General features: G+C 45.8%; 10 protein-coding genes. 6 read left to right on the forward strand and 4 right to left on the reverse strand.

What is annotated here, in order from left to right; genetic code table 11:
- The first annotated feature begins 327 nt into the window (after positions 1-327).
- The 5 genes from K0H60_RS11530 to K0H60_RS11550 all read left to right on the forward strand — a co-directional run bounded on the left by K0H60_RS11530 (position 328) and on the right by K0H60_RS11550 (position 8,411).
- Positions 328-3,147, forward strand: coding sequence for a TonB-dependent receptor (locus K0H60_RS11530; RefSeq protein ID WP_220055801.1), 2,820 nt, complete (start codon positions 328-330; stop codon positions 3,145-3,147).
- 129 nt (positions 3,148-3,276) lie between these two features.
- On the forward strand, positions 3,277-5,274 hold the full coding sequence (locus K0H60_RS11535) for a glycoside hydrolase family 13 protein (protein ID WP_220055802.1): 1,998 nt from the start codon (positions 3,277-3,279) through the stop codon (positions 5,272-5,274).
- A gap of 84 nt (positions 5,275-5,358) precedes the next feature.
- Positions 5,359-7,503 carry an alpha-amylase family protein gene (locus tag K0H60_RS11540; protein ID WP_220055803.1) on the forward strand — a complete coding sequence of 715 codons (2,145 nt, stop codon included), beginning with the start codon at positions 5,359-5,361 and terminating at the stop codon, positions 7,501-7,503.
- Positions 7,504-7,620: 117 nt separating this feature from the next.
- On the forward strand, positions 7,621-8,004 hold the full coding sequence (gloA2, locus tag K0H60_RS11545; RefSeq protein ID WP_220055804.1) for an SMU1112c/YaeR family gloxylase I-like metalloprotein: 384 nt from the start codon (positions 7,621-7,623) through the stop codon (positions 8,002-8,004).
- A gap of 197 nt (positions 8,005-8,201) precedes the next feature.
- Complete coding sequence (locus K0H60_RS11550; protein WP_011622901.1) at positions 8,202-8,411, forward strand: hypothetical protein; 210 nt, start codon at positions 8,202-8,204, stop codon at positions 8,409-8,411.
- A gap of 489 nt (positions 8,412-8,900) precedes the next feature.
- Here the strand turns inward: K0H60_RS11550 and K0H60_RS11555 are convergent, their stop codons facing one another.
- The 4 genes from K0H60_RS11555 to def form a co-directional block, all read right to left on the reverse strand.
- Positions 8,901-9,353 (reverse strand): hypothetical protein, encoded by a 453-nt coding sequence (locus K0H60_RS11555; protein ID WP_041412658.1) that lies wholly within the window; start codon positions 9,351-9,353, stop codon positions 8,901-8,903.
- 104 nt (positions 9,354-9,457) lie between these two features.
- Positions 9,458-9,709 (reverse strand): hypothetical protein, encoded by a 252-nt coding sequence (locus tag K0H60_RS11560; protein ID WP_220055805.1) that lies wholly within the window; start codon positions 9,707-9,709, stop codon positions 9,458-9,460.
- A gap of 547 nt (positions 9,710-10,256) precedes the next feature.
- Entirely contained in the window at positions 10,257-11,105 is an 849-nt protein-coding gene (gene rhlP, locus K0H60_RS11565) for a rhombotarget lipoprotein (protein ID WP_220055806.1), read from the reverse strand.
- A gap of 210 nt (positions 11,106-11,315) precedes the next feature.
- Complete coding sequence (gene def / locus K0H60_RS11570; protein ID WP_220055807.1) at positions 11,316-11,807, reverse strand: peptide deformylase; 492 nt, start codon at positions 11,805-11,807, stop codon at positions 11,316-11,318.
- A 210-nt stretch (positions 11,808-12,017) separates the two neighbouring features.
- On the opposite strand from def, the gene K0H60_RS11575 reads away from it, so the two are divergent.
- Positions 12,018-12,458: an MGMT family protein gene (locus tag K0H60_RS11575; protein WP_220058150.1), complete on the forward strand. Its 441-nt coding sequence runs from the start codon at positions 12,018-12,020 to the stop codon at positions 12,456-12,458.
- The last annotated feature ends 50 nt before the right edge of the window (positions 12,459-12,508 follow it).

Consider the following 12,508-nt stretch of genomic DNA (forward strand, 5'->3'; position numbering starts at 1 on the left):
TCATTAGACTTGTCTGATTAAGATTAAATTAACCCTTTACTAACATAAGGTTGCGTTGAATTACTCGGAGATAAAATCGGAGTTTTTTTGGCCGAAATCCCCGTTTTGGCAGGCCTCTGACCTATTGAATACGTATGCACAATGTTGTGAGGCCAAGATCCTCGGGAGTAGTATCTTCACCGTTGCATAACAATTTGGTCATAAACGCAGCACTTATGCAGTCAATTAAGCGCCGAAATACCAAAAAAAGGCCGCAAAAACAATGCGGTAATAACGATAAAACGCTCTACATAAGCGGTAAAAAGCGACTTCAAGGGGAAGATAGAAATGATGCGATTTAAACCCAGCTTGCTGACCTTAGCACTCGTTGCTGCTGGCGCCAGTATGCACTCCTACGCAGCAGATGATGTAAAAGAAAAAGACCTAAAAGCCAAAGATGCCGAAATTGAAGTAATCCAAGTTAAAGGCTTCAGAACCAGTGTGATCAAATCGCTTAACGAAAAACGTTTTGGCGATACCGTATCTGAATCTATCTCTGCCGACGATCTCGGCGCCCTGCCCGACCAATCTATCGCCGATGCGTTAACCCGTTTACCGGGCGTTACCGCTGTTCGTACTGGCGGTCAAGCCAGTGGGCTGAATATCCGTGGTCTGGATGGCGATTTCGTGTTTGCCACCCTCAATGGCCACGAACAAGTGACCACTGGCGGTAAACGCGCCATTGAGTTTGACCAATATCCATCCGAATTAATCAGTCAGGCAGCGGTTTACAAAACCCCGAAAGCCTCGCTGATCGAAGGCGGCGTGGCCGGTATGGTTGAATTAAAAACCGCCGATCCGCTGAAGAATGACAAAGATCAATCATTCAATATCAATGCCCGTGGCAGCTTTAACGATCGCGCCGATGAAATCTCCGATGCCGAGCAATACGGCAACCGTTTGAGTCTTGCTTATCAAGGTAAATTCCTCGAAGACACCTTAGGGGTTGCAGTGGGCTATGCTCACCTGTATCAACCTTATGTTGCGAGCCAATTCATTGGTTTACGTTTTAATGATGATAAAAAAGACGTTAACGGTGACGGTGTAACCGAAGCGATTAGTGAAGGTTTTGAACTGCAACAAAAAGGCGGCGATGATACCCGTGATGGCTATATGGCGGCTATTCATTGGCAACCGAGTGATAGCCTGAGTGTGAAGGGCGATCTGTTCCACTCTAAATTTACCTCTGAAAACTTTGCCCGTGGTTTCCGCGTGAAATCATTGAAAAATGGCACCATCAGTGATGCCACTGTCGAAAACGGTTCTATGACTGGGGGTACAGTCTCTACTGATGGCACGGATAACTTTGCGGTTTTCGTGATCAACGATAACGACTCAAAATACTCAGAATTGACTTCAGGCTCATTGAACCTTGAGTGGAATAACGGTGGCGCACTGACAGTGGCGGCCGATGTCAGCTATTCCAAAGCCGATGGTGAATTCGTTAACGGCGGTACTCGCGCCGTGTTGTACGATGATCTAGGCAATGAAGTTCGCTCGGCTGAATCTGTTACTTATCAACTAAATGGCTTAAGTCCTGCGGATGTCAGCTTTGCTAACGACTACACCAACACCTCGACCCTAGGTCTGAAAGAAGTGGGTATGTGGCCCTATAATCAGCAAAACGATCTGATTGCCTACAAACTCGATTTTAACTACGTCCTCGACACCAGCTTTGTCTCTTCTGTTGATTTTGGTGTGCGTTATGCCGAACGAGAATTCAACGCACAGCGTTCACAGGCAGGTTACGGTTTCGAGTTTGGTAAAAACCCTGATAATCAACCAGTCCTCGCTCTAAACGGCGATATGGCCAAAGTGGTTGATTTTGGAGGAGAACTCTCAGGTTACCCAAGCTTCCTTGCCATTGACTTTAATAAAGCCATTGAACTGGTGAACGCACAACTGGCGGCAACAGGCCAATCACCTTTTACTCCAACGGCGAACTGGTCAAATAACTGGACCATGATCCAAAGCGGCGCGGTCAATGAAGATGTATTAGCTGGCTACGTACAGGCAAACCTAGACTTTGATATTGGTGACGTTAAAGTCACAGGTAACCTAGGTGTACGTGTAGTACACACAGATCAAAGCAGTACTGGTCTGCAACAGGTAGGTTATGGTTTAGGTGAAGCCATTACCGATGAGCAAGGCGTCGTAAGCACGGATTATATCCGTAACAAGGTCGGCAAAACCTATACCGACTACTTACCGTCACTGAACTTAACCTTCCACCTGACTGAAAACGATCAACTGCGTTTTGCTGCAGCATCAGTAATGTCACGCCCACCAATCGACAAATTAAAGTCGGGTATGGGTTCTTGGTATGACGATTCTGCGACGCCAGGATACAAAAAGTACAATGCGTGGGGTAACACCAGTCCGTTATTAGATCCTTTCTATGCGGATCAATATGACTTGTCCTACGAGCACTACTTTGAAGAGTCTGAAGGTGCGGTCGTTGTAGCCTTGTTCTATAAAGATATTAAATCTTTCATCAACAACTTCACAATTCAACCATTTGATTTTGAAGCGAATGGTTTTATCGTGCCCGATACCATCATCGACAATGGTGTTGAGTTCCCAGTTGTTAAAGATGAAGGACAATATCAAACAGCCATCAACAACGATAAAGGCGGTTATATCCGTGGTATCGAGTTAGGCTATACCCAAGTGTTTGATTTCCTACCATCACCTTTAGATGGTTTAGGTTTCACCGGTAGCTATTCCTATTCAGACAGCGAAGTCGAATTCACCACAGACTTAAGCGGTTCTAACCTGACCATTCCATTACCAGGTCTGTCAGAAAACGTGCTGAATACTACCCTGTTCTACACCTTGGATGGTTTCGATACCCGTGTGAGCATGAGATACCGTAGTAGTTATGTTTCAGAGCAAGTTGCGGTTGAATCTCAACTGGCGTTCTTCGATGCGGAAACGATTGTGGATTATCAGGCTTCTTATGCGCTGGATAACGGCCTTAAGTTCCTGTTCCAAATCAATAACCTCACCGATGAGCCTAATAAAACTTACTTTGGTGAAGAGCATCAAACCGGGACAATTCAATACTTCGGTAGACAATATTTCCTGGGTTTAACCTACTCTCTGTAAGCTGTCATCGTAAAAGCCTGCTTCACTGTGAAGCAGGCTTTTCTTTTTACCCATAATAATAGTGAGATGATACGCCGCTCTTTATTTCTAAAGTCACACTTAACACCTCACCCGATAAAGGCCCATAGTATGATACGTCACAGTCTACTCTTCGCCCTTGTGTTAACCGCCTCTTCTCCCTTATATGCTCTAGCACAGGCCAGTCATAGCCCCGTCAGCAGTACAGCATCTTTGCATCTCGAGCCGCTCTCTTGGTGGGCTGGCATGCATAATCCTAAGTTGCAATTGATGCTGCACAGCAGTGCCCTGCCTGCGAATGCTGCGCAGCTTAAGGTTGAGATTGCTGGCAAAGATGTGGTGTTTGAAGGGATTGAACAGACGGATAATCCCCATTATTTGTTTATCAATTTAGACTTGCGCCAAGCCAAGCCGCAGACCTTTGATATCCGCATTCTCGATGGCGACAAGCAGCTCTTGCAACTGCCCTACACTTTAGCGGCACGGGCAGAAGACAGCCGCGAACGCCAAGGTTTTAGTAATAAAGATGTGATTTACCTTATCACTCCAGACCGATTCGCCAATGGCAACCCAAGCAATGACAACCAAACCGATATGCTCGAGCATGCGGCGCCTGAAAATTCCGATGGTCGCCATGGCGGCGATATCGAAGGTATTCGCCAGCACTTAGACTACTTAGCCAAACTGGGCGTCACTCAGCTGTGGATCAACCCACTGCTTGAAAATAACCAAGCCCAATATTCCTATCATGGTTACGCCATGACCAATCTTTATCGGGTCGATCCGCGTTTTGGCAGCAATCAGGATTACCAGAGGTTAGTCACTGAGGCCAAACAACGTGGCCTAGGAGTAATTAAAGACGTGGTGCTTAACCATATCGGCTCAAACCATTGGTGGCTAAAAGATTTACCGAGCAGTGATTGGCTCAATGTCCCGCAAAAATCCAATGTCACTGCCACCCAAACGGCTCCTACGGCCAGTTTTACCAGCCTCAGTTCTACCAGCCCGAGCTTTACCAGCCATAGACGCACCACAGTGCAAGATCCCTACGCCGACACGCGGGATAGAAGTGACTTTGTCGACGGTTGGTTTGTCGATTCGATGCCTGATCTTAATCAGCGCAACCCAAAGCTTGCCACTTATCTTATTCAAAACAGCATTTGGTGGGTGGAATACGCAGGGCTTTCGGGTATTCGCGAAGACACCTATTCCTACGCCGATAAAGCCTTTTTAGCCCAATGGTCAAAGGCCTTAATGGCCGAATACCCGCATTTTAATATTGTCGGCGAAGAGTGGACCGCCAATCCCATTACTGTCTCCTATTGGCAAAAAGGCAAAATCAATGCCGATGGCTATAGCTCGGATTTACCGAGCCTGATGGACTTTCCACTCTATGAAAAGCTGCTTGAAAGCCTGAACGAGCCAGAAGGCTGGGATACAGGTTTTATCAAGCTTTACGAGATGTTAGCTAATGATGTGGTGTATGCTAACCCAAGCCAGTTAGTCCTCTTTGAAGGCAACCACGACACCAATCGGATTTATAGTCTGCTGAAAGAAAACCTGCCGGTGTACCAAATGGCCCTCACCTATGTGTTAACGGCCAAACGCATTCCACAGCTGTTTTACGGTACCGAAGTGTTGATGACCAGCCCGACCGAAGGCCGCCACGACGGTGTAGTGCGCAGCGATTTCCCGGGAGGGTTTGCCAATAGCAAGGTCAGCGGTTTTAGCGGTAAAGGGCTAAACGCACAACAGCAGCAAGCGCTTGCGTTTGTGCGAACTCTACTCAATTACCGTAAGCATTCAGCCGCGCTGCAAACGGGTGATTTACTGCACTTTGTGCCGCAAAACGGCATTTATGTGCAATTTCGATGCGTTGCCAAACAGGCCGCAGCGGGCAATGCCTGCTACCAAGCCGATGCAGATAAAGTGATGGTGATTTACAACAAGAATGACCAAGCACAAACGCTGGACTTAAGCCGCTTTAGTAAGGTATTGGCGGGCAATACTTCGGCTAATTCAGTTTTCACTGGGGATAAGTTCAAACTGAATCAATCACTTGCCCTGTCCCATGCTGGCGTCATACTGCTTGAACTCAAACCCCAATAACCCATAAATGAAGCAGCTAAGCATACTTAGCTAACAGCGCGGCCAAACTACAGTTTGGCCGCCAAGTCAGTAAAGGAACCTAGGTTGAATTTTCTATTATCTAACAACAGCAAACGTTGCGCTTATCGCTGGCAACAGGGATTAAGCGTACTGGCCCTCAGCAGCATCAGCGCCTTTAACGCCATGGCCGCTCAAGTAATCACCACTCAAACAATCACTACTCAAGCAACGGCGTTACCGGCAGTAGCGGCTAAAACTATGGCTGCCAATCCAAATGTAGGCGAAGGCGAAATGCTGCCAGCCCATCACAATGACGAGCAAGCAAATAAGTTTAAACCCGTTGTTTATCAAATTTTTACCCGGCTCTATGGCAATAAAAACACCACCAATAAACCTTGGGGCACGATTAGCGAAAACGGTGTGGGTAAATTTAATGATATTGATGACACAGCGCTCAAAAGTATCAAAGACTTAGGTGTTACCCATGTGTGGTATACGGGTGTACCCCACCACGCCCTAATTGGCGATTACAGTGCAATTGGCGTAAGTCACGATGATCCCGATGTGGTTAAGGGCCGCGCTGGCTCGCCCTATGCGGTTAAAGATTATTACAACGTAAACCCAGATTTAGCAGTCGATCCCGCAAAGCGTTTACAGGAGTTTCAGGCACTTATCGAGCGCACCCACAAGCAAGGCTTAAAGGTGATTATCGATATAGTGCCCAACCATGTGGCGCGTAATTACCATTCCATCAATAAGCCCGAGGGCGTGCGCGATTTTGGTGAAGACGATAATCAAACCCTTGAATATGCAAAGCATAATAACTTTTACTATGTGACTGATAAAAAGCAATCCTCTGGCTTTCAAGTGCCCGATTTGCCTGATAGCCTCAAACCGTTAGGCGGTGAATCCCATCCTCTAAGTGATGGTCAATTTAAGGAAATCCCCGCCAAATGGACGGGCAATGGCTCACGCCTTGCTAAGCCGGATATGAACGACTGGTATGAAACCGTTAAAATAAATTACGGTGTCCGCCCCGATGGCAGCCATGATTTCCCCGCACTGCCACCAGGTTATGCCAATCTCGGCGCCGAGCAGCACTACGAATTTTGGCAGCAACATAGTCATGAATTACCTAACTCTTGGATCAAATTCAATCAAATTGCCCAGTATTGGTTAGCGATGGGAGTCGATGGATTTCGTTACGATATGGCCGAAATGGTGCCCGTCGAATTTTGGAGCTATTTAAATAGTCATATAAAACATAGTCATCCAGAAGCTTTTATCTTAGCCGAGGTCTATAACCCCGCGCTGTATCGCGATTATATTGAGCTCGGCAAAATGGACTACCTCTACGACAAGGTCGATCTTTACGACACCCTCAAAGCCATTATGGCAGGACAAAAAAGTACCGCGCAGATCGCCGTAGATCAGGCCAAAGTGCAAGATATCGACTCGCATATGCTGCACTTTTTAGAAAACCACGACGAGCAGCGCATCGCCAATGCCGCCTTTTTAGGCGCCTTAACTGGTAACTCCTCGACAGATGCGGTCGATCCCCGCTACGCCCTGCCCGCGATGGTGGTGTCTGCAACCTTAAGTACCTCACCCACCTTGATTTATTTTGGCCAAGAAGTCGGAGAAGCGGCGACACAAAACCTAGGCTTTGGCCATGCTTCGCGCACCAGTATTTTTGATTATGCGGGTGTTCCCGCCCATCAGCGCTGGATGAATCAAGGTAAATTTGATGGCGGCCAATCAACCGCCGCAGAAGTCGCGTTACACGCCTATTATCAAAAATTATTGAACCTCAGCACGGGGAAAAATGCGCCTGCACTCTTGGGGCAATATGACTCGCTGGATGCTGCCAACCGCAGCACGGAATCGGCTGCAAAGGCTAGCAATAAGGCTAACAATAAGACAAACAATGGCAGCGCGACGGGTTATGATGACTCAACCTTCGCCTTTATCCGCTTTGAAGCCAATACCGCCGATAACAAAGGTCAAAAGCTGATTATTGTCAGTAACTTTAGTCAAATCCAAGCCAAGTCATTTTCACTTAAACTGCCCCAATCATTGATTGCGCAATGGCAGTTAACCGATGCAACCTATCCGCTTAAGGATTTGCTGGAAGACCATACGGCGCAGTTAATTATCGAACAAGGTAAAGGACAAGTTCAGCTGCAGCTTGCACCTCTCTCCTCCGCGATATTTGAACTCGTCCACTAGCCAGCTAGCGAAGTAAGATAAAAATCATAGGTGAGCACCAGAGTCACACACAGTTGTGATTCTGGCTTTTTTAAACACATTAGCCTAAACATCAGTTAAACAGTACAGAGGCAAGCCATGTTACTCGGCATTCACCATGCAGCGATTATTTGCAGTGACTATCAAAAGTCCAAACACTTTTATGTGACTATTCTTGGCCTTAGCGTGCTTGCAGAGCATTATCGTGAGGCGCGCCAGTCCTACAAACTCGATTTACAACTGCCGGATATGAGTCAAATTGAGTTGTTTTCCTTCGACAATCCTCCCAAACGCCCAAGCTATCCCGAAGCCTGCGGCCTTAGACATCTCGCCTTTCGCGTCGCATCGATTGAAACGGCGATCGAGCATCTTACGGCCCATGATATCGCCGTCGAACCCGTCCGCATCGACGAATACACAGGCAAAAAGTTCACCTTCTTTAGCGATCCCGACGGCTTACCCTTAGAGTTATATGAGCTATAACCTGAATCTTCACTGCTTAAAAACAGCGCACTAAAATAGCGTATTCATGCTGCGCATAAGATGAATAAAGCTTAATTACGCCAAGGGATATTTAGCAGTAGACTCAATTCAGCAGCGCAGCACTAACCCATCATTTGACCAAGATGGCTGAGTAAAAGGGCTGCGCTTACCAAGCGCTAATCATTGAGGAACTCAAGGTGTTTGATAATCCAGCAATATTGTTATGGAGTTTAGTCTTTGGCCTCTTTGGTCTTGGCTTTTTCACCTACGGCAAGCGCCAAGCCGCCCCCATCCCTTTGGCCGTCGGCCTCACCCTGATGATTTACCCTTATTTTGTCACCAATCTCGCGCTACTTATCGCCATCGGCATCGCCCTTATCGCACTCCCCTATTTTGTAAGAATATGATTTTAATATATGAAGCTCTAAAAACTAGGAATACGTTGAGATAAGAAGAGATAAGATTTTTGAGTGCCGGGCAAACATGCTGTTCCTACGAATTAGTAAGCCATGGTATTTGCTCGACGACTCGCAGCGAGTCCATCCGTGGATGCTCGACCGCCCGTCTGATGTGAATGGATTCACGAATGCAGCGATGGCATGGATGCCAAAAAGTGGTCTTGGGGCGGTTGTCTCGCTAATCACCATGGCTCACCTGTTTAGCAGCGGCGTAATCTGTATGTTTTAAAGAAAATATGTGTCTAGTTTTGGGACAAAAGTGAGTTAGATTCCTAACTATAATTTTCGAATTAAAACTTCTATTGAGATAACGCCGAGCTCAACGGCAGTTTGTAAGTTGTGGCTTTGTGGATTACTTTTGCGCAGCAAAACCACAAAGCCGCGACTTACAAACTGTCCAGCACACGCAGTGCGCGTGTTGCAGCACTTTGTTATGTTCTATGACCAAACTAAGCCAACCTCAAAATTTTCAGTAGAACAACAAAACAATAAGCTGCGACCATGACTACTCTGCAATGCAATTAGCTCCCTCATTTCTTCCAACGCATGAACCATATTCAAATAGAAGTCAGGCAATACAACTTTTCGTGGAACATCAATTTCGGATGCATTTACAAGGGCAAAATCTCCAAGTGAGAAGCTTCTGCCTCCATTTGCTTTCCAGTTCCCAGCTGACTCCAGTTCACCTTTTTCGATTGCTTTAAAAAAATATTTTTTCGTGAACTCATTGCTTGACATGACCGACCGTTTAGATGATTCAATTGTATCAATGCAAACTGTCGCAACATGCGATTCATGATCATGGTAAAGAGCTATAGTGAATATATCCAAGTTTCTGGATTTAGCTTTACGTAAACCCTCATAAATAAGCTTTTTGAAATCTTCTTTCATACGACTCCGATAGCGCCAATAAAACATAACGCAAAGCACACGGGCGACGAGCCGCGCAGCGGATTGGCGTCCCAGCGGCCGAAGGCCGCAAGTGCTGCGTATTGTTAGGGCGGACTTGCATACTGAACCCAAATATTTTCTGTTGGGTGATGCTCTTTAATTGTTTCGAGTGCATCTTCCAGCTCGTTCTTGTCTAACCCACTGACTGAGTAACCAAATCTGGTGATATTAAAGCCTTTTGCAACCAAATCTTGGTGATTAAGTTCCGTCAGGACATTGCTACCAGCCCAAATTGCGACACCTGGCAATTTTAAGACCTCATCGAGAGCTCTAGTTTCAAGTATCAGATAAACCATACCAAAGCCCTAACATTTTATTCGTGTGCATGCGCGTTTACCTCGTTGGACCAGTGAAAACACGCACGGTTAACTTTCTGTATGCAAAGAACTTATCAGCTTTCTGGCAAATACACCATCTGGAAAAACGCGCTTGCGCGTTTTACAACCCTATTAACTAAAAGTATTACATTATAGTCAATTGATTTTATAGAGTTTTACTTGTTGAAAATGGAATTGGTGCGCACTGACTTCGTCTTAAAATCATACAAAATAGCTAATTTTATATATGACTGTATACCCATACATTGTTAGTCGATTTCTGGTTGGGCCAAACTTAGGCAAATAGATAAGAATTTGTATGTCAGCAGGAGTGGGAGTTTTCGATAGAACTAACGAGCCGAAACTCGTAATGGGGCAAAAAGCTTTTACCCGGATGAACAGTTCAATAGTCGTTAAGATTGCCATCAATAAAGCAGTGTTCTCAACGGCATAAACATCATCCTAACTAACCTTCCCTATCCCACCTTACCTATCTGACTAAATAGGCTCAAACCAATCAACTCAACTATTCTCGGCTGATAGTTAAACGGCGAATTGCAAATATGCCCAGTAGCGAAAGGATTAATAGGGATAAACTGCCTCCGCCGCTATAACCTTGTTTATGTTCGATGGTCGCAATATGTTCTTCTTTCACGCGGGTTTTAAAGCGGGCTAATTCGGCGTCTAAGTTAGTGATCATATCGTTTACCGCTAGATCAAAGCCTTCGGCGGATTTTTCACGTAACACGTTGGTGACGCTCACCGCGGTTGATGTGTCGCTAAGTTGGTTAATGCCGGGCGCCCTAAACAGCATCTTTTGGCTGCGCATATCAAATACCGCAGTATCGACAAAGGTTTGGATCGCGTTTTCATTACCGGGCACCATATACATGCCGACTATGGTCCAATACAGCAGTGAAGCCTTATTCTCGCTGCTTTGTAGCAGTTGATCATAAGATACCAGCGCCATCACATCGACATCGTGTAAGCGAGCGACCTGCTGCAGGGTACTAAAACCTTTGCCATTTTTAAGGTAAGTGCTGGGGATTAATTCGATACGGTCAATAAAGTCATATTTAACAAAGGATTGTTTTACTTTATCCAGCAAGGCGATTTGCGAGCTGCTATCGAGGGCTTCGGATTGCCAATGGGAGGAAGGTAAAAAGGCGATGCCGACCGTTATGGGAAGACGCAGTACAGGAATACTGGGCTGCTGCGGCTCACGTTGTTTATCGTCGGGATAGAGATATTCAACCAGACTGCTGGAAACCACGTTTTTTTCGGTGGTGTTACCGTTAAAAAAAGCACTGCAACCACCAAGCAAGATGCTAATCGATGCCAGCGCGCCCACAAGCGCTATGAATTTTGTCTTCATCTGTTTCTCTACCGTATCCTTACTGCGCACAGGCCATGCAACCCGTGCATATTGCCGCTACCTTAGCGAGTCACTGCTGTAAAAACAAGCCGTTAACTTCACATATCGCGCTTTTGTTTGGCTTTTTAAATGCTTAGAAACAACAAAGCCGCATCGGAATGCGGCTTTGATTTAGATAATTACGACAATCAGTTGCGCAAATTCATCTGCCTAGGCGTATTTACGCACTTTTTTCAACGCGATTTGCTGCTTTAATGCCGATAAGTGTTCGATAAACACTTTACCGTGTAAATGGTCGATTTCGTGTTGTAAAACAATAGCTAAAAAGTCATCGGTTTCGATTTCAATCGCTTTGCCTTGTCTGTCTAAGGCAGTGACTTTGACCTTTTCGAAACGGCTCACTTTCGCACGATAGCCGGGGATAGAAAGGCAGCCTTCTTCACCTACGTATTCGCCTGATTTTTCAACAATCTCTGGATTAATCAGCACTAAGGGTTGATCGCGGGTTTCGGATAAATCGATCACAATCACCGCATCTGTACTGCCCACTTGGGTCGAGGCCAGACCGATACCGTCGTCGGTGTGGTACATGGTTTCGATTAAATCATCGATAAATCCCTGAATCGCTTCAATGTCTTTTACGGGTTGTGCTTTGCGCTTTAGACGCTCATCGGGAATTGTCAGAATATCGAGTACAGCCATGCCTGTTTCATCTCTTAGTGAGTCAAAAAATTTGGCGCTATTATGAACTATTCCTGTGTTTTCTCAATATTCAAAACTAAATAGTTTAATAAAAATCATTACAATCGATTTTTTAGATTTAAATTACAGCAGTATCAGCCGTCCGCTGTTTCACTTAGGCGGTAATTAACACTACACTGGCTCACCTCTTTCATGGTTTTATTTGGCATCATCATGCGGTTTGCAAAAGATAAATCCCCACTTTATCGCTACTTAGAGCAAGATAAGGCCGTCACGCCAGACGAAACGAGCAACACACAAGAGACACAAAACAAGCTCTCGCCGATGGCGAAGATTTGGCATATTGTCGCGATGATCCCGCCAGGCAAAGTCAGCAGTTACGGCAAGGTGGCCGATTTTGCTGGTTTACCTGGGCGCGCCCGCTATGTGTCGAAGGCGCTCAAATCGGCCCCCGAACATTTGTCACTTCCTTGGCATAGAGTACTCAACAGCCAAGGGAAAATATCCTTCGAAAAGCATTCAGTCCCCTTTCAGGAACAGATGGAATTATTGCGTATTGAAGGCGTTACAGTGAACTGTGGCAAAGTAGACTTGTCTGAGTTTGAGTGGCAACCGGATATGGCAACCTTAGTGATGTCAATCCCCTTCTAGTTTAATATATTGATCTATAAACTGTTTACACCCGATATAGCCTCAGCTAT

The sequence above is a fragment of the Shewanella mangrovisoli genome (assembly GCF_019457635.1).
Lineage (GTDB): Bacteria > Pseudomonadota > Gammaproteobacteria > Enterobacterales > Shewanellaceae > Shewanella > Shewanella mangrovisoli.